This window comes from Rhizobium sp. SRDI969, assembly GCF_025152725.1.
Taxonomy (GTDB): Bacteria; Pseudomonadota; Alphaproteobacteria; order Rhizobiales; family Rhizobiaceae; genus Rhizobium; species Rhizobium leguminosarum_I.
This window is the reverse complement of the sequence record NZ_CP104035.1, coordinates 1169516-1187354: the sequence shown is the minus strand read 5'-3', so window position 1 is coordinate 1187354 and position 17839 is coordinate 1169516. Positions and strand designations below refer to the sequence as shown.

13 protein-coding genes are annotated in these 17839 nt (G+C 61.7%); 7 read left to right on the top strand and 6 right to left on the bottom strand.

The window, feature by feature from the left end:
- The first annotated feature begins 31 nt into the window (after positions 1–31).
- The 4 genes from N2A41_RS06010 (at position 32) to N2A41_RS05995 (ending at position 2868) form a co-directional block, all read left to right on the top strand.
- Positions 32–1324: an Hsp70 family protein gene (locus N2A41_RS06010; RefSeq protein ID WP_222293122.1), complete on the top strand. Its 1293-nt coding sequence runs from the start codon at positions 32–34 to the stop codon at positions 1322–1324.
- Between the two features lie 68 nt (positions 1325–1392).
- Positions 1393–2289: a uracil-DNA glycosylase gene (locus N2A41_RS06005; RefSeq protein WP_222387289.1), complete on the top strand. Its 897-nt coding sequence runs from the start codon at positions 1393–1395 to the stop codon at positions 2287–2289.
- Between the two features lie 131 nt (positions 2290–2420).
- The gene (locus N2A41_RS06000; protein WP_017963605.1) at positions 2421–2612 is read left to right on the top strand and encodes a hypothetical protein; all 192 of its coding nucleotides are present in this window, start codon (positions 2421–2423) and stop codon (positions 2610–2612) included.
- Positions 2613–2709: 97 nt separating this feature from the next.
- The gene (locus N2A41_RS05995; protein WP_168724950.1) at positions 2710–2868 is read left to right on the top strand and encodes a hypothetical protein; all 159 of its coding nucleotides are present in this window, start codon (positions 2710–2712) and stop codon (positions 2866–2868) included.
- 90 nt (positions 2869–2958) lie between these two features.
- Here the strand turns inward: N2A41_RS05995 and N2A41_RS05990 are convergent, their stop codons facing one another.
- Positions 2959–3831, bottom strand: coding sequence for a hypothetical protein (locus tag N2A41_RS05990; RefSeq protein WP_162118970.1), 873 nt, complete (start codon positions 3829–3831; stop codon positions 2959–2961).
- A 244-nt stretch (positions 3832–4075) separates the two neighbouring features.
- Positions 4076–5014, bottom strand: a complete 939-nt coding sequence (locus N2A41_RS05985) for a DMT family transporter (protein WP_162118969.1) — start codon at positions 5012–5014, stop codon at positions 4076–4078.
- A gap of 344 nt (positions 5015–5358) precedes the next feature.
- Here N2A41_RS05985 and N2A41_RS33305 point away from each other — a divergent pair, with 344 nt between their 5' ends.
- The 3 genes from N2A41_RS33305 to N2A41_RS05970 all read left to right on the top strand — a co-directional run bounded on the left by N2A41_RS33305 (position 5359) and on the right by N2A41_RS05970 (position 11802).
- Entirely contained in the window at positions 5359–6465 is a 1107-nt protein-coding gene (locus N2A41_RS33305) for a methyl-accepting chemotaxis protein (protein WP_170261269.1), read from the top strand.
- Positions 6466–6652: 187 nt separating this feature from the next.
- A complete protein-coding gene (gene pepN, locus N2A41_RS05975) occupies positions 6653–9301 on the top strand; it encodes an aminopeptidase N (RefSeq protein WP_222387290.1) in 2649 nt (882 codons plus the stop codon).
- 191 nt (positions 9302–9492) lie between these two features.
- Positions 9493–11802, top strand: coding sequence for a PAS domain-containing sensor histidine kinase (locus N2A41_RS05970; RefSeq protein WP_222387291.1), 2310 nt, complete (start codon positions 9493–9495; stop codon positions 11800–11802).
- Between the two features lie 12 nt (positions 11803–11814).
- On the opposite strand, the gene N2A41_RS05965 is transcribed toward N2A41_RS05970, so the two are convergent.
- From N2A41_RS05965 to N2A41_RS05950, 4 genes are all read right to left on the bottom strand, one after another.
- The gene (locus N2A41_RS05965) at positions 11815–12465 is read right to left on the bottom strand and encodes a glutathione S-transferase family protein (RefSeq protein WP_260110510.1); all 651 of its coding nucleotides are present in this window, start codon (positions 12463–12465) and stop codon (positions 11815–11817) included.
- A 103-nt stretch (positions 12466–12568) separates the two neighbouring features.
- Positions 12569–15526 (bottom strand): bifunctional [glutamine synthetase] adenylyltransferase/[glutamine synthetase]-adenylyl-L-tyrosine phosphorylase, encoded by a 2958-nt coding sequence (locus N2A41_RS05960; protein ID WP_260110509.1) that lies wholly within the window; start codon positions 15524–15526, stop codon positions 12569–12571.
- Between the two features lie 139 nt (positions 15527–15665).
- Positions 15666–17075 (bottom strand): sensor histidine kinase, encoded by a 1410-nt coding sequence (locus tag N2A41_RS05955; protein ID WP_017963596.1) that lies wholly within the window; start codon positions 17073–17075, stop codon positions 15666–15668.
- Positions 17072–17818 carry a response regulator transcription factor gene (locus N2A41_RS05950; RefSeq protein ID WP_311202878.1) on the bottom strand — a complete coding sequence of 249 codons (747 nt, stop codon included), beginning with the start codon at positions 17816–17818 and terminating at the stop codon, positions 17072–17074. The genes N2A41_RS05955 and N2A41_RS05950 overlap by 4 nt, the downstream gene beginning before the upstream one ends.
- Between the last annotated feature and the right edge of the window lie 21 nt (positions 17819–17839).

Genomic DNA, 17839 nt, shown 5'->3' with positions numbered 1-17839 from the left:
CCAATAACAATCGGCATGAAGAGGTGCGGGCATGGCTCAGGCGCTGGGTTTCGACTTCGGCACGACGAATACGGTTCTCGCCATGGCGGACGGCGGGACGACGCGCTCGATGGCGTTCACGAGCACGGAGGGTACGGCAGACAGCATGCGCACGGCGCTTTCCTTCATGAAGGATGCCCAGCTCGGCGCTTCCGCGCTGAAGGTGGAGGCCGGCCATGCGGCGATCCGCCAATTCATCGACAATCCCGGCGAGTGTCGCTTTCTGCAGTCGATCAAGACCTTTGCGGCGAGCGCGCTGTTCCAGGGCACGCTGATCTTTGCCAAGCGGCATAATTTCGAGGATCTGATGGAGGTCTTCGTGCGGCGCCTGCGCAACTATGCCGGCGACAACTGGCCTTCAGACGTCAGCCGCATCGTCACCGGCCGACCGGTGCATTTTGCCGGCGCCAGCCCCGATCCGGCGCTGGCGACCGAACGCTACAATGAGGCGTTGTCGCGCTTCGGTTTTCCCGAGATCCACTATGTCTATGAGCCGGTCGCCGCCGCCTTCTACTTCGCGCAGAACCTAAAGCGGGATGCCACCGTGCTGGTCGCCGATTTCGGCGGCGGCACGACCGACTATTCGCTGATCCGCTTCGAAACCGTCGCCGGCAAGCTGACGGCAACGCCGATCGGCCATTCCGGCGTCGGCGTCGCCGGCGACCATTTCGACTACAGGATGATCGACAACATCGTCGCGCCGATGATCGGCAAGGGCAGCCATTTCAAAAGCTTCGACAAGATCCTCGAAGTGCCGTCCAACTACTATTCCAGCTTCGGCCGCTGGAACCAGCTGTCGATCTTCAAGACGACGCGCGAATTCGAGGATCTGAAGAAGCTGGTGCGCACCAGCCTGGAGCCGGAAAAGCTCGAAATCTTCATCGACCTCATCGACCATGACGAGGGCTACCCGCTTTATCAGGCTGTGTCGGCGACGAAGATGGCGCTGTCGGCCTCGGAGGAAGCGCCTTTCGATTTCGCGCCACTCGGTCGCGGTGGACATCGCAGCATCAAGAGGAGCGATTTCGAAGGCTGGATCGCCGACGATCTCGCCCGCATCGAAGGCGCGCTCGACGACGTGCTCGACAAGACCGAAACGAAGCCTGCGGAGATCGACAAGGTGTTCTTGACCGGCGGCACTTCCTTCGTGCCGGCGGTGCGCCGCATCTTCACCGAACGCTTCGAGCGCGACCGGATCGAAAGCGGCGGCGAACTGTTGTCGATCGCCCATGGTCTGGCGCTGATCGGCGAACGCGACGACATCGCGCAATGGACTGTGCAATAGCGAAGACAAGGGCGGGCAATCTGCCACCCGCCCTTTCAATGCCCCTGTCACTCCGCTAGACTTGCCGCATGATCTCCGCCAACGACCTTTCCCCCGCCGAGCTTGCAGCGCTTCTGCATTTCCATGCGGATGCCGGCGTGGAATGGCTGCTGGAGGAAGAGGCGATCGACCGCTTCGCCGAGTTCGAGGCGATGAAGGCCGCCCGCCGCCCGGCGGCGGCGGCGGCGCAGCAGCAACCTGCCGCTGGGGAACGCCCTGCGGGTCAGGCACCGCCGCGTCCGAATGCAGCGGCCCGCCCAGCGCCTGCCGAACGCGCAGCGCCCGGCCCACAACCTGCGATCCCTGACGGCGAGGCGGTGCAGCAGGCGCGGTTCGTCGCCGAAACCGCGCGATCGCTTGTCGAACTCAAGACCGCGATCGAAGCCTTCAACAGCTGCAACCTCAAGCACAGCGCCCGCTCGACGATCTTTGCCAGCGGCGATGCCGAAAGCGGGATCATGGTGATCGGCTCGGCGCCGAGCGCCGAGGACGATCGCGAGGGCATGCCCTTCTCGGGGAAATCCGGCCAGCTGTTCGACAAGATGCTGGCGGCGATCGGGCTGAAGCGCTCAGCCATTCTGCTGACGCAGGTCATCCCCTGGCGCCCGCCTGGCAATCGTGCGCCTTCGGCGGCGGAAATGGATATCTGCCGCCCCTTCATCGAGCGGCAGATCGCACTTGCCGAACCGAAGGCGATCCTGCTTCTCGGCAATTTTTCGGCGCGTTTCTTCTTCGGCGAAAACGATACGATTCACGGGTTGCGTGGCCGCTGGAAGGAGATTGCCGTTGCCGACTGTGTCATTCCTGCCATAGCCAGCCTGCATCCGCAGGATCTGTTAACTGCACCTGTAAACAAGCGGCTGGCCTGGAACGACCTGCTGGCTTTTCAAGCGAAGCTTAAATCCCTCTCTTTGCTTGGAAATTAGCCAAAGTTGAATAATTTATGAATCAACCTATGCATTCTTCGCATGACTGCATCCCGTCATGATGCATTGCGGAATTAATGCTGCATTGCAATATGAGCTGTGTCTTGGGAGGAATCACAGGAACCAAGGCCATGAGCAAACGTTTTCGTCCTATCCATAGCGGGTTTGAAACCCTTCGCCTCGCCGGCGACCAGGTTCGTTCCACTCAAGGCTACAGCCGTTTCGGCTTTGCCACGAACGAACAGATGATTGCCCGCGGCACCGGCATCAACAGCCGCACTGCGCGTCCGAACGCCATTTTTTCGGACTTCCAGCAGTATTGAGCAGGAATTCAACATGTCGCAGCGTCCTTTGCGCCTCTTAAAAAGACGCGCGGCGCTGTAGGCGCATTGCCTGCGCTTCGTATAAGAGTACCCCAACATGTCGACGATCCTGATATCGCTTCTGCGCCACATCGAAACATTCGAGCATATCCGCGTCGCCGTCTGTGCCGCGCGGGAATATGAGCGCGAACTTTCGGTCAAGCCGGCCGATGCCGGATCCCGCATTGGCGCAGGTACAGCGGCGATCGTTCTCTAGAACATTTCCGAGTCACGGAAATGCTCTATCTCTTGTTTTCACGCATTCCGGACGTAAAACCGCTGCGCACTTTTGCTGGAAGTGCTCTGGTCAAATGGCCATTTCCTCGATCTGGGCCTTCGCCCATTCAAAGGCTTCGTCGACATAGGCGAACTTGACCGCCTGCCAGGCGCAATATTCCTCGACAAAATCCCGCGATATCCAAAGATGCGTCTTGCGCGGTTCGTCATACCAGCCGACGCAGCCGCGTTGCGCCGCCTTTGCCAATAGCCGTTGCAGATGGGTGCGCGACATCATGAAATCGGCGGCGAGCGCACGGGTTTCGACGCGGCCGACCGACAATCTCCTCGGCTCGCTGCCTTCCATATCCATCCGGGCGATGAAATTATCGACGACGAGGCCGCCGGCTTCCGTCCAGAGGAACAGCGCCACCTGTTCCGGCGGTTCGCGCCAGGCGGCATCTTCGAGGCAATGGCGGGCAATGCGCGGCTGAATGAGCCGCATCACTGATGGATTTGCCTGGAAAAAGGCTGCCCTTTGACCGCCGTCGAGCAGGTCGAGCGCACCGAGATTGGAGAAAAGCCAGGCAAACATCCCCTGATGGCTGACATCGGCCGGTTCGAAATGACGTGGCCGCCGCCGCTCGTCGCCGGGCGTGTGGGTTATGAAGCGGTAGGTATAGAGTTCTTCGATGAAGGCGAGCACCGTGTTGCGGCTCGCGACCTTGTGTGCGGTGATGCGCCCGGTCAGCCGCACGGCGGTGAAACCCGACGTCGGGTCGCGCGGATCATATTCCAGGTGGAGGGCATAGGCAGTCTGGGTCAGAACCCAGCGTTGATGAGAAGCGAGCAATCGCGCCAGCCGCGGACCGGCATCGAACATGCCGCGCATCTGCCCAGCCAAAAAGCGAATGCTCATCAGAAAGGAAGAGTTCCCCACCAATTGCTCCGCTGTGAATGCCATTCTGCTTTTCTCCACCTCCGCTCGCTGGCCAGCGTTCGGAGCAACGATACCGAGAGCTCATCCGGCATCAGCGGCCATTCAGACATGCACAGCTTGGAATAAATGATACTCTCTCATCTTCAACAATCATATTCCACAGGCCGACGGTATCCCAAGAATTCACCACTCTTTTCGGTCGTTGAGAGCAAGTTTCAAGCCACCGCAATCCCCGCGTTAAAACCTTGATAACATGCGCCTGTCGCTCTCAGGCTTGCGGCGTCGTGGCCTTGCGCGCCTCTCTCTGCTCGATGCCCAGCTGATGCTCGCGATAGATGATGAAGATGCCGGCGGCGATAACGATGACGGTGCCGATCAGCATGGTCACGCTCGGCACGTCGCCGAAGACGAAATAGGCGACGATGCCGCCGAGCAGGATCGACGTATATTCGAACGGCGCGATGGTGGAGACATCGGCATGGCGATAACTTTCCGTCAACAGGATCTGCGCGACGCCGCCGCAAAAACCGGCGGCGATCAGATAGAGCGCTGTCGGCCATGGCAGGATGAGCCAGCCGAAGGGAAGAGAAGCCAGCGAGAAGACCGAGGCGGTGATCGAGAAATACAGCACGATCGTCGCCGTTTTCTCCTCTTCGACGAGGCGGCGCACCTGGATCATCGCCATGCCGCCAAGAACGGCCGAGAACAGCACGCAGAGCGCGCCGACGGCCTGTTCGGCTTCCATGCCGCCGTCGCGAAACAGCGTGAGTTTCGGCCAGGAAACGATGGCGACGCCGACGATGCCGACCAAGACGGCGCTCCAGCGATAGATGCGCACGGTCTCGCCGAGGAAAACGGCGGCGAAGATGACGGCGACGAGCGGCAACGCGTAGCCAAGCGCGATCGCCTCCGGCAACGGCAGATGCAGGAGGCCGTAGAAACCGAAAGCCATCGACAAGATGCCGATCGTGCCGCGCTTGAGGTGACCGATTGGATTGGCCGTGTAGAAGGCGGCGCGCAACTGCCTGTTATAGGCCAGATAGGCCATGATCGGGAAAAGCGCGAAGAACGACCTGCAGAAGGTGACCTGGCCCGGCGGGATGTCCGAGCCCGCCAGCTTGATGAAGGTCTGCATGGCCAGGAAGACCACGACCGACGAGACTTTCAGCGCAATGCCTCTCATCGGGTTTCTGAGAACCGAGTGCATGATTCTGGCTCTTGATACTGACTTAACCGGAACGGGGGGACGCGTTCGACTCGGGAACGCAACGGGTGACGGCTTCCATCGTAGCGAAAGAAAAACCGATTGGCGAAAAAATCCTGAGCAAGGCGGGAGAATCGCAAATCGCCTTTCAGCCGCAGGCTCAATCGTGACGTGTCTGCGCCACAGCTCCGAAATCACCCTCTTTTCTGTCATTCCCCCTAAAAAGTTCACCTCTGACTGTTCGACGTTAACCAATTGAAAACCATAGGTAAGCATCGTTTTTATCGCTGATCTCGAAGTTTTCTTCACCGCACAAACAATACCCGCTCCTTTCAGGATCCCATTTGATGAAGCCGCTTAGCGCCGAAACCATTTCCCAGTCGCAGAATGCGACACCGCGCTCCATGCGCGTCGTCACCGACGGCATCAGCACCGACCTCGAGCGCTTCAGCGCCGACAACACCCATATCGTCAAGCAGATCAAGTTGCTGGCGATCAATGCGCTGATCGAGGCGGCCAGGGCCGGCGAGACCGGAAAGGGCTTTGCCGTCGTTGCCAACGAGGTGCAGAGGCTGGCGCAAATCGCGACCGACATCACCGGCAGGTTCGAGAGCAACGTGCTCGGCCGTATCGGCCTCAGCCGCGCCATGGCCGATTCGCTGGTCGAAGAGATGGAGGGCGTTCGCCTCACCGATCTGGCGCAGACGCTGGTGCAACTCATCGTCCGCAATCTCTTCGAGCGCACGGCCGATGTGCGCTGGTGGGCGACGGACCCGTCACTCTGGCAGGCGCTGCAGAATCCGAGCCGGGAAACCGTCGCCTTTGCGGCGGAGCGTCTCGGCGCCATCAACCGCTTCTACACCGTCTATCTCGATCTCGTCATGACCGATCTCTCGGGCAAGGTGATCGCTTCCGCCAATCCCAAGTTCCAGCGCAAGATCGCAGGCACGAGCCTTGCCGGCGATCCGTGGTTCCGCGCGGCGTCGGTCTGCTCCTCCGGCGACGCTTATATCGTCGATGATGTCAAAGCGAGCCCGCTCCACGACGCCAGGCATGCGCTCGTTTATGCAACAGGCATCCGCGAAGAGGGCAAGCTCGACGGGCGGCTGGTCGGCACGCTCGGCGTCTATTTCGACTGGCAGAACCAGGGCCAGGCGATCGTCGAGAAAGAGGCGAACCTGCCGCCGCAGCTGGCGGAAAGAACGACGGTCATGCTGCTCGACGGCAAGAGCCGGGTCATCGCCACCACCAATCCCGCCTTGTTGTTTTCCCATTTCGCGCTCGCCAATCCGTCCGGCCAGGCGAAAGGCAGCTACTACGACAATAACGGCTCGATCGTCGCCTTCGCGCACACTCTTGGCTACGAAGATTACGACGGGCTCGGCTGGTACGGCGTCGTCGTCCAGCAGACCGAAAACGACGCGACAATAAAGGCCGCACTCAATCTGAAGTAGCGGCATTTTCCCGCTGCTGCGTTCATCCGTTGCCAATAAGATATTTTGCCCGCAAACTTGGTGTTCGCGGGCAATTTGCTTTAAGTTTAGTTCAGACTTTAATGTAATCATCCCCGGCATAATTTAAGGCAGAGTGCGCCCGCCTCTGTATTCCGCGGTTGTCAAATAACGGTCTTCAGGAAACACCATGCGAACAGATACCGGCCAGGTCATTCATCTGGCAGATTACCGTCCCACCGACTTCGTGCTGGAACGCGTGGACCTCACTTTTGAACTCGACCCGACAGAGACCAAGGTCGAGGCGCGCCTGATCTTTCATCGTCGCCCGGGCGCCGATCCGGCGGCGCCGATCGTTCTCGACGGCGACGAACTGACGCTGTCGGGGCTGCTGTTAGACCAGGTGGAGCTGGACCCTTCGCGTTACAATGCAACACCGGAAAGCCTGACGGTGCGCGACCTGCCGGAGAGCGCGCCCTTCGAGTTGACGATCACCACGATTATCAACCCCGAGGCCAATACCGAACTGATGGGCCTTTACCGCACCAGTGGCATCTACTGCACGCAGTGCGAGGCGGAGGGTTTCCGCCGCATTACCTATTTCCCGGACCGGCCCGACGTGCTTGCGCCATTCACGGTCAACATCATCGCCGACAAAGACGCCAACCCGCTGCTTTTGTCGAACGGCAACTTCCTCGGCGGCGCCGGCTACGGCCCCGGCAAGCATTTCGCCGCCTGGTTCGACCCACATCCGAAGCCGAGCTACCTCTTCGCGCTCGTCGCCGGCGATCTCGGTGTCGTCGAAGACACGTTCACGACCATGTCCGGCCGCGAGGTGGTTCTGAAAATCTATGTCGAGCACGGCAAGGAACCGCGCGCAGCCTATGCCATGGACGCGCTGAAACGCTCGATGAAATGGGACGAAGAGAGGTTCGGACGCGAATACGATCTCGATATTTTCATGATCGTCGCCGTCTCCGACTTCAACATGGGCGCAATGGAGAACAAGGGCCTCAACGTCTTCAATGACAAATACGTCCTAGCTGATCCGGAAATCGCGACGGATGCCGACTATGCCAATATCGAAGCGATCATCGCGCATGAATATTTCCACAACTGGACCGGCAACCGCATCACCTGCCGCGACTGGTTCCAGCTGTGCCTCAAGGAAGGCCTGACGGTCTATCGCGACCACGAATTCTCTTCCGACCAGCGCTCGCGCCCGGTCAAGCGCATCGCCGAAGTGCGCCACCTGAAATCGGAGCAGTTCCCGGAGGACGGCGGCCCGCTCGCCCATCCGGTGCGGCCAACGACATATCGTGAGATCAATAATTTCTACACGACGACCGTCTACGAAAAGGGTAGCGAAATCACGCGCATGATCGCGACGCTGCTCGGCAAGGACGGCTTCAAGAAAGGTATGGACCTCTATTTCGACCGCCATGACGGTCAGGCCGTGACGATCGAGGATTTCGTCAAATGTTTTGAGGATGCAAGCGGACGCGACCTCTCGCAATTTTCGCTCTGGTACCATCAGGCCGGCACGCCGCTCGTCAGCGCATCGGGCAGCTATGATGCGGCGGCCGGCAGCTTCACACTGTCGCTCGAACAGATGATCCCGGCAACGCCCGGCCAGCCGAGCAAGGAGCCGATGCATATTCCGCTCAGCCTCGCGCTGTTTGGCGAAAACGGCGGCAAGATCGAACCGACTTCGGTTGAGGGCGCGGAATATGCTGGCGGGGTGCTGCATCTCACCGGCCGCACGCAGACGGCGGTGTTCCATGGCATCGGCTCGCGGCCGGTCGTTTCGATCAACCGCAGCTTCTCGGCGCCGATCAACCTGCATTTCGATCAGAGCCCGGCCGATCTTGCCCATCTCGCCCGCCATGAGACCGATCATTTTGCCCGCTGGCAGGCGCTGACCGATCTGGCGCTGCCGAACCTCTTGAAAGCGGCACGCGACGCTCGCGAGGGCAAGCCTGTCGTCTGCGAGGCGACCTTCATCGAGACGCTGATCACGGCCGCCGACGACGACAACCTCGAGCCTGCCTTCCGTGCCCAGGCGCTGGCTCTGCCGAGCGAATCCGATATCGCCCGCGAACTTGGCAGCAACAACGATCCCGATGCCATCCATGCCGGCCGGCAGGCGATCCTGAAACAGATCGCCGATGCCGGAAAGGACGTCTTTGCCGGCCTCTACGCCGCGATGACGACATCAGGCGATTTCAGCCCGGATGCAAAAAGTGCCGGCCTGCGGGCGCTGCGCAATAGCGCCCTCACCTACCTCTCGTATGCCGAACAGACGCCGGCGCGCGCCAAGGCCGCCTTCGATGTGGCCAACAACATGACCGATCTCAGCCATGCGCTGACGATCCTCGCTCATCGTTTCCCCGACAGCGCGGAGACGAGCGAGGCGCTGGCAAGCTTCCGCGACCGCTTCGCGGAGAACGCGCTCGTCATCGACAAATGGTTCGCGATCCAGGCCGGCATTCCGGGCGCCAAAACCCTGGAACGGATTCGCACCCTGATGGATAATCCGCTCTTCAAGCGGACCAATCCGAACCGAATGCGGGCGCTGGTCGGCACCTTCGCCTTTGCCAACCCGACAGGCTTCGGCCGCGCCGACGGCGAAGGCTATCGCTTCCTCGCCGGTCAAATTCTCGATATCGACGAGCGCAACCCGCAGCTTGCCGCCCGCATTCTCACCTCGATGCGCTCCTGGCGGTCGCTCGAACCAATACGTGCCGATCACGCCCGCTCGGCGCTGATCGAGATCGAGCGGGCCGCCGATCTTTCGACCGATGTTCGCGATATCGTCGAACGCACGCTTAAAGGGTAATTTGATTCGACCGGCCGTCCCGAAAAATTCGGCGGCCGGTCGCTCAGCGCCCCGAATCACCTGGAAAAACCCGAAATTATAAATAGTTAACGGATTTTTACCTTTGCCTCTGGACAAGGCGAATCACCCATGATTCTCTAGGTCAGGTTCGAGCGAGCGGCGCGCGAATCACATGAGGACAAGGCGAAGAGATGATGGACGTGCGGCGGGCAACCGTGGCCGGAGGACGGCTGCGTGTCGATTTTGGCGGGTTGAAAGCCTGGCGCGACAGCCTTTCCGGCCATGCGACATCGGAACCACTTCTGCGTTATCTGCCGAAGGCCGAGATGGTCTTGAAGCGAGCCATTCCGGCGCTGATTGTCGCCTTCCTCTCGGTTGTCGCCGCCTCGCATTTCTTCGGCATGATGAGCGAATACGGGCGACTGGAGGCCTCGGCGCGCCATGCCACTGCACTTTCGGCGGCGACCGCCTCTGCGGTGTTTGCCGATACGACCGATGTTTTCGACAGCGGCGATATCGCCGAGGTGCAGGCCCGTCTCGCCAAATACCTGCCGCAGGACCGGCTGGACAGCGGCGCTTTCGTGCTGCTCGTGCAGGCAAGCGGCAAGGTTTTTGCGGCGACCACCGCCGGGCTTTCGCATGTCGGCAGCAATGTCGGTGATTTCTTCCCCGAGGTCTCGGCGATCCGGCGCTTCGGCGATCGCGCCGGTGTCATCGAAACGACGATCGGCGGCGTGCCGCACTATGCCGAGATCACGCTGATGGGCAATGCCGGCGGTTTTATCGTCGCCGCCACCTCGCTTGACGAGGTCGGCCGGCTCTGGCGCGAGGAACTGGCGCTCAACGTGACGCTGTTTGCCGGCATCTCCTCGATCCTGCTCGTCATCCTCTATGCCTATTACACGCAGGTAAAGCGCGCCCGCGATGCCGACGACATCTTCGTGGAATCGAACCTGCGCGTCGAGACGGCGCTGTCGCGCGGCCGCTGCGGCCTCTGGGACTTCGATTTCGAAACCCGCGAATTCTTCTGGTCGCGCTCGATGTACGACATGCTCGGCCTGCCGGGTTCGGACAAGACGATGGGCTTCGGCGAAGCCGCCCGGCTGATGCATCCCGATGACGGCGGGCTCTACGAGATCGCGCGCGCCATCGGCAAGGGCGCTTCCGGCCAGGTCGATCAGATCTTCCGCATGCGCCATGCCGGCGGCCACTATGTCTGGATGCGGGCGCGTGCCCAGGTGATCCGCAGCAATTCCGGCCGCATGCACCTGATCGGCATCGCCATGGACGTGACCGAACAGCATCGGCTCGCCCAGCGCTATGCAGAAGCCGACCAGCGCCTGGCCGACGCAATCGAATGCACTTCGGAAGCCTTCGTGCTCTGGGACAAGAACGATCGCCTCGTCATGTGCAACACGCACTTCCAGCAGGCTTACGGCCTGCCGGACAGCGTGCTTGTGCCCGGCACCGAGCGCTCGACCGTCAATGCGGCCGCCGCCCGTCCTGTCATCGAGCGGCGGATTTCCGATGCCGACGGCTCCGGCTATTCGCGTACGACGGAGGTGCAGCTTGCCGACGAGCGCTGGCTGCAGATCAACGAGCGGCGCACCCGCGACGGCGGCAAGGTCTCGGTCGGAACAGACATCACGCTGATGAAACGTCATCAGGAGCGGCTGCGCGAATCCGAACGCCGGCTGATGGCGACAATCGGCGATCTTTCCGCCTCGCGCCAGACGCTGGAGATCCAGAAATCCGAGCTTTCGACGGCCAACGCCAACTACCAGGCGGAGAAGGAACGCGCCGAGGCCGCCAACAAGGCGAAATCGGAATTCCTCGCCAACATGTCGCATGAGCTGCGCACGCCGCTCAACGCCATCCTCGGCTTCTCCGAAATCCTGCAGAACCAGATGTTCGGGCCGCTCGGCTCGCTGAAATACGACGAATATGCCCGCGATATCCATGACAGCGGCAAACATCTGCTCAACGTCATCAACGACATTCTCGACATGTCGAAAATCGAGGCCGGCCATGTCAGGTTGCATTGCGAGAGCATCGACCTCGTGCCGCTGATCGAGGAAAGCCTGCGCTTCACCGCCATGCCCGCGGCTGAAAAGAACATCGTCATCGAACAGCGCATCTGCTCCGGCCTGACGCTGATGGCGGACCGCCGGGCGATGAAACAGGTGCTGCTCAACCTGCTCTCCAATGCGGTGAAGTTCACCGACAATGGCGGACGCATCGCGGTGCGCACCCGCCGCGTCGACGGCGCCGTCGTCGTCACCATCGCCGACACCGGCATCGGCATTCCACGCTCGGCGCTGTCGAAGATCGGCCAGCCCTTCGAGCAGGTGCAGAGCCAATATGCGAAGAGCAAGGGCGGCTCCGGCCTCGGGCTCGCCATTTCCCGCTCGCTGACCTTGCTGCATGGCGGCCGCATGAAGATCCGCTCACGCGAAGCGGTCGGCACGGTGATCTCGCTGCGCATTCCCGACGATATCTAGAGCCGACCCTCTTCAGCCTGCTGATGCGGTGGTGAAAACAGCCAATTGAGCGGCGAAAGCACGCTTGTATGCCGGCCGCGACTCGCCGCGGGCGACATAGGCGGCGAGGTTCGGATATTCTTCCAATATGTCAGATCCCTTCAACCTGAGCAGCACCGACACCATCAGCAGGTCACCGGCGCTGAACGCACCATCGAGCCAGTCGGCATCGCCAAGGCGGCGGGAGAGGCCGATCAGCCGTTTGCGGATGCTGTCCTCGAGGGCAGCAAGGCGCTGGTCGTACCAAGGCTTGTCGCGCTCGAGGATCATGAGGAGAGCGCGGTCGAAGATCGGTGTTTCCACCGTGTTGAGCGCGGCAAACATCCATGTGAGCGCGCGCGCCCGGGCATTCGCATCGTCCGGCAGCAGGCCCGCATAGCGCTCGCCGATATTGAAGACGATGGCGCCGGACTCGAACAGTGCGAGATCGCCTTCTTCATAGGTCGGAATCTGCCCGAAAGGCTGCAGCGCCAGATGCGCGGGCTCCTTCATCTCTTTGAATGAGACAAGACGAACCTCGTAAGGCTGGCCCACTTCTTCGAGCGCCCAGCGAACGCGCATGTCGCGCGCCAGACCCCTGCCGCGATCGGGCGACCGTTCAAAAGCGGTAATGGTAATCGTCATTGGTGTTCTCCATCGCTTGCCTATCCTGAAGACGATTGGCTAAGCGAGATTCCGACAGGCGATGCTCGCGATAATCCTCGCGATCGTTCCGCCTGGTGTGAGATCAGGCTTTCACGACATTCAAGAATATTTTCCGAACCGCTTTGGACAGCCGCTTTACCTCCCCTTCCAGCGTTTTGATATCAGGGCAGTCGCCGGCGCGGCAGACGAGTTCGACGAGGCCCGCCGGCGCATCCTTCGGATCGAACAGGCCGTCGATGGAGAGGCGGATCAGTTGCGAAAGGCCGGTATAAAGCGTGAAGGCCTCCAGGCATAAGTCGAGATCGACGGTTGCCATCAGCCGGTCGCCAAGCACCTTCAGGGCCTCGCCGGTGCTCATCCCATTGACGGCACTGCCGACGCCGCTGGTCGGCGCGATCAGCGCCAGGTACTGGGCGATGAATTCGAGATCGATGACGCCTCCGGGGATCAGCTTCAGGTCCCACGGGCCGGATGGCGGCTTTTCCTTGTCGATCAGTTCGCGCATTTCGGCGACGTCACGCGCCACCTTGGCGATATCGCGATCGGCCGACAGCACCTCCCGGACGATCAGTTCCGCCTCGGCGACGAGGCTCTCATTGCCGCAGATCAGCCGGGCGCGGCTGAGCGCCATATGTTCCCAGGTCCATGCCTCTTCGCGCTGATACTTGCCGAATGCATTGATACGGGTGGCGACCGGCCCCTTGTTGCCGGATGGGCGCAGCCGCATATCGACCTCATAGAGCACACCTTCGGCGGTCGGCGCCGACAAAGCGGCCATCAGCCTCTGGGTGATGCGGGTGAAGTAACGCGTCGCGTCGAGCGGCTTCGGCCCATCGGATTCGGAGGCCGCGTTGTCATAATCATAGAGCAGGATCAGATCGATGTCGGAACCGGCCGTCAGCTCGAAACTGCCGAGCTTGCCCATGCCGGCGACCGCGATGCGCCCGCCGGGATAATCGCCGTGTGCTGCCCGCATCTCGCTCACCACGGCATCAAGTGCTGCTGCAATGACGAGGTCGGCGAGATGCGTGAAGGCGCGTGCGGCCATCACGCCGTTGATCGCACCGGTGAGCAGGCGGATGCCGATCAGGAAGCGCTGCTCGGCGGCGAAGATGCGTAGCCGGTCGAGCACCTCTTCATAGTGGCGGGCCTGGGCAAGCGAGCCTTTCAGCCGCTCGCCGAGATAATCGCGCGTCGGCAGCTCGGCCATCAGGCCGGGATCGAGCATGCCGTCGAAGACATGCGGCTTGGCGGCGATCACCTCGGCAAGCCGGGGTGCCGAGGACATGATGTTGACGATCAGCGACAGCAGCGCCGGATTGCTGCCGAGCAGCGAGAACAGCTGGATGCCGGAGGGAAGGCCGGAGATGAAACTGTCGAAGCGCAGCAGCGCCTCGTCGGCGCGCTTGCTTTCGCCGAAGACCCGCAAGAGCTCCGGCGCCAGTTCGGTCAGCCTTTCACGCGCCTCCACCGATTGCGTCGCCCGGTAGCGGCCGTAGTGCCAGGTGCGGATGATGCGGGAAATGTCGGACGGCCTGGTAAAACCGAGCCTCCTCAGCGTCTCCAGCGTATCCGGGTCGTCGCCCTGGCCGGTGAAGACGAGGTTGCCGGTGTCGGTGGAAAGCCTGCTCTCCTGTTCGAAGAGGTGAGCATAACGCCGCTCGACCGTCTTCAGCACGCCGACCAGTCGTTCGGAGAAGCTCGGCGTGTCGGAAAAGCCCATCATGAAGGCGATGCGCTTCAGGTCGGCATCGGTCTCCGGCAACAGGTGGGTCTGCTCGTCGCGCACCATCTGGATGCGATGCTCGACATCGCGCAGGAACCAGTAGGCCTCCGTCAATTCGTCACGGGTTTCCGCGTCGATCCATTTCGCCTTGGTGAGTTCACCGAGCGTTTCCTCCGTCGCCCGGCCGCGCAAGGCCGGCATGCGGCCGCCGGCGATCAGCTGCTGGGTCTGGACGAAGAACTCGATCTCGCGGATGCCGCCGCGGCCGAGCTTGACGTTATGACCCTTGACCGCGATGGCACCGTGGCCCTTATGCGCATGGATCTGCCGCTTGATCGAATGGATATCGGCAATCGCCGCGTAGTCGAGATATTTGCGGAAGACGAAAGGGGCAAGGCCGCGCAGGAAATCGCCGCCCGCCGTGAGGTCGCCGGCAACGGCGCGCGCCTTGATGAAGGCCGCCCGCTCCCAATTCTGGCCCCTGCCCTCGTAATAGATCATCGCCGCATCGACCGGAATCGCCAGCGGCGTCGAACCGGGATCGGGGCGCAATCGGAGATCGGTGCGGAAGACGTAGCCGTCGGCTGTCCGCTCCTGCAGGATGCGGACCAAGCGTCGCATCATTCTCGGGAAGATCTCGATCGCGTCGTCCGGGTCAGGCACGATACCGGCCTCCTCGTCGAAGACGACGACGAGGTCGATGTCGGAGGAATAGTTGAGTTCGGATGCGCCGAGTTTGCCCATGCCGAGCACGATCAGCCCGGAGCCGTCGCTCGGTGCTGCCAGATCCCGCAACCGCAGCTTTCCACCCTCATGCGCCGCCAGCAGCAGATGGTCGATCGCGGCGGCAACCGAAGCTTCGGCAAGCTCACTCAGCCAAGCCGTCGTCGCCCGGCCGTCGAAGATGCGCGAGAGATCGGCGAGTGCGACGAGGAATGCCACCTTGCGCTTGATGATGCGCAGCCTGCTCATCACCACGGATTCCGAAGGCGCCGTCCCCTCGCCGTCCCGCTGCCAGCAGCGCCGCGCCTCGGCGACCAGCGCCTCGATTTGCGGCTCCAGCGGTTGAGTGATGGCGCCGGCGAGGATGGCGGGATCGAGATTGACGATTTCGCGCAGATAAGGCGACAGCGTCAGCGCGGCCGCGATGAAATCGCGAAGCGGGCCTTCCGTCTTCAGCATCGCCGCCACCGACGGCTCGTATCTGCCGGCCTCCTGAAGGTCGGCCAGCGCCAGCTTCAATTCCGTCTGGTTCAGCGGACGCAGCAGCCCTTCGGCCACATCCTCCAGGCCATGCGTCGATTTCGTCAGCATGCGCTCTCCCTGCTTTAGCACGTCAGGAACCGATCCCGCAGAATCGCGGGAACCCCTCCTTCAACCGGCATTAAACTAGGGTCTTGGCGGCAAACCGCCAATATACGATTCAACCGGTCGTATTTGGGCGGAAAAAAGCTCAGGCAGCCTTGGCGGGGAAGATCATGCTGACGGTCAATCCACGCTGTTCGGGTTTGTCGGGATCGGTATCGGAGAGTTCCAACCGGCCATTGTGCAACTCCATCACCGCCTCCACCAGCGAAAGCCCGAGCCCCGTCCCCGGCTTCGACCGGCTTTCATCGAGGCGGACGAAGCGCTTCACCACGTCGTCTCGCCGGTCGGCGGGAACGCCCGGTCCGTGATCGGCCACGGAAAGGCAGATACCGTCCGGGCGGCGGGAAAGTTTCAGCGACACTTTGCCCGCGCCTTCGGTATCGGAGGAATATTTGATGGCATTGTCGAGCAGATTGAAGATCGCCTGGCCGATCAGCTCGCGATTGCCCTGCACTTCGACATCCGGCTCGATGCTGGAGCTCAAGCCAAGCCCCGCCTCCTCCGCCGCCGGTTCGTAAAGCTCGGCGCTATCGGAGACGATGGCCGAAAGCTCCACGGGCGTCATCTCGGCGGCGACCGATCCAGCCTCGACGCGGGAGATCATCAACAGCGCGTTGAAGGTGCGGATCAGTTGGTCCGATTCGGAAATAATGCCTTCGAGCGCGGTGCGCCGCGTCTCGCCGTCGGAGATATCGAGCGCATCGGCTGCCTTGTTGCGCAGCCGCGTCAGCGGCGTCTTGAGATCATGGGCGATGTTGTCGGAGACCTGCCGCAGGCCCTCGTCCAGCTTCTCGATGCGCTCCAGCATGGTATTCAAAGACATCGACAAGCGGTCGAATTCATCGCCCGATCCGCCCACCGGCAGGCGTTGCGACAGGTCGCCGGCCATGATCTTCTTGCTGGCATCCGACATGCGGTCGATGCGTTTCAGCGCGTTGCGGCCGATGGCGAACCAGATGATGATGGCGCCAAGTCCCATGATCGCCAAAGCCACCATCAGTGCCTGGCGCACCAGCAGACGGAAACGCTCGGGGTCGCCGAGATCGCGGCCGATCAGGATTCTCAGGCCGTTGTCGAGCACGAAAATATTGGCGATCGCCCTGTGGCGGCGTTCGATGCCGCTGTCGGTATAACGCTGATAGATGAAGGGCGCGGAGGTCCAGCCGACCTCCTCGAAGACACCCGGCTGCACTGAGGCGACGTTGCCGGCGAGAATATCGCCCGAGGGGCCGGCAATGATGTAGAGGTTGGCGCCGGGCTGTCGGGCACGCCGCTCCATGGTGCGCAGCAGGAGGTTCATGCCGCCGGTGTCATAGGCCCGTTGCACCTGCTCCACCTCTTGCCTGACGGCGTCGCGGATCTGGCCCGTCAGCAACCGTTCCGACATGGCCGTCACATAGAAGACGAGCGTCGCGGCGCAGATGGCGAAAAGCAGGATATAGAGTGCCGAAAGGCGGACTGCGGTGGACTTGAAGAGAACCCTGAAACGGCTCATCCCTCATCCTTGATCATATACCCCGCGCCGCGAATGGTCTTCAGGAGCGGCTGGCTGTAGTCCTTTTCGATCTTCGAGCGCAGGCGCGAGACATGAACGTCGATGACGTTGGTCTGCGGGTCGAAGTGATAGTCCCAGACGTTTTCGAGCAGCATGGTGCGGGTCACCACCTGGCCGGCATTCTTCATCAGATATTCGAGCAGGCGGAATTCGCGCGGCTGCAGCGGGATCTCCTTGCCGCCGCGGCGCACCTCGTGGGATAGCCGGTCGAGCTCGAGATCGCCGACGCGATAGACGACATCCTGATCCGGCGTGCCCTTGCGGCGGCCGAGCACCTCGACGCGCGCCAGCAATTCGCTGAAGGCATAAGGCTTCGGCAGGTAGTCGTCGCCGCCGGCACGAAGACCGGTCACGCGGTCATCGACCTGGCCGAGCGCGGAGAGGATGAGGACCGGCGTATGGATGGCCTTGCGGCGCAACTCGCTGATGACGGAAAGCCCGTCGCGGCGCGGCAGCATGCGGTCGATGACGATGACGTCATAGGTATTTTCCGACCCCATGAACAGGCCGCTCTCGCCGTCGCTGGCGTGATCGGCAACGATGCCCGCTTCGCGAAAGGCTTTGGTGAGGTAGACCGCGGCTTCGAGATCATCTTCGATGATGAGAATCTTCATGCGGCCGACATTACCCACCGGCTGCGTTTCGGCAAGGCTCAAAGCATCTTCCTGGGAAGCGGCGGTCATGGGGATCATCCTTCAAAGATC

Coding starts and splice junctions, on each gene's coding strand:
- N2A41_RS06000 (WP_017963605.1), top strand. CDS start 2,421: ATGAGCAAACGTTTTCGTCCTATCCATAGCGGGTTTGAAACCCTTCGC.
- N2A41_RS05985 (WP_162118969.1), bottom strand. CDS start 5,014: ATGCACTCGGTTCTCAGAAACCCGATGAGAGGCATTGCGCTGAAAGTC.
- N2A41_RS33305 (WP_170261269.1), top strand. CDS start 5,359: ATGAAGCCGCTTAGCGCCGAAACCATTTCCCAGTCGCAGAATGCGACA.
- N2A41_RS06005 (WP_222387289.1), top strand. CDS start 1,393: ATGATCTCCGCCAACGACCTTTCCCCCGCCGAGCTTGCAGCGCTTCTG.
- N2A41_RS05950 (WP_311202878.1), bottom strand. CDS start 17,818: ATGACCGCCGCTTCCCAGGAAGATGCTTTGAGCCTTGCCGAAACGCAG.
- N2A41_RS05965 (WP_260110510.1), bottom strand. CDS start 12,465: ATGACGATTACCATTACCGCTTTTGAACGGTCGCCCGATCGCGGCAGG.
- N2A41_RS05955 (WP_017963596.1), bottom strand. CDS start 17,075: ATGAGCCGTTTCAGGGTTCTCTTCAAGTCCACCGCAGTCCGCCTTTCG.
- N2A41_RS05970 (WP_222387291.1), top strand. CDS start 9,493: ATGATGGACGTGCGGCGGGCAACCGTGGCCGGAGGACGGCTGCGTGTC.
- pepN (WP_222387290.1), top strand. CDS start 6,653: ATGCGAACAGATACCGGCCAGGTCATTCATCTGGCAGATTACCGTCCC.
- N2A41_RS05990 (WP_162118970.1), bottom strand. CDS start 3,831: ATGGCATTCACAGCGGAGCAATTGGTGGGGAACTCTTCCTTTCTGATG.
- N2A41_RS05960 (WP_260110509.1), bottom strand. CDS start 15,526: ATGCTGACGAAATCGACGCATGGCCTGGAGGATGTGGCCGAAGGGCTG.
- N2A41_RS06010 (WP_222293122.1), top strand. CDS start 32: ATGGCTCAGGCGCTGGGTTTCGACTTCGGCACGACGAATACGGTTCTC.
- N2A41_RS05995 (WP_168724950.1), top strand. CDS start 2,710: ATGTCGACGATCCTGATATCGCTTCTGCGCCACATCGAAACATTCGAG.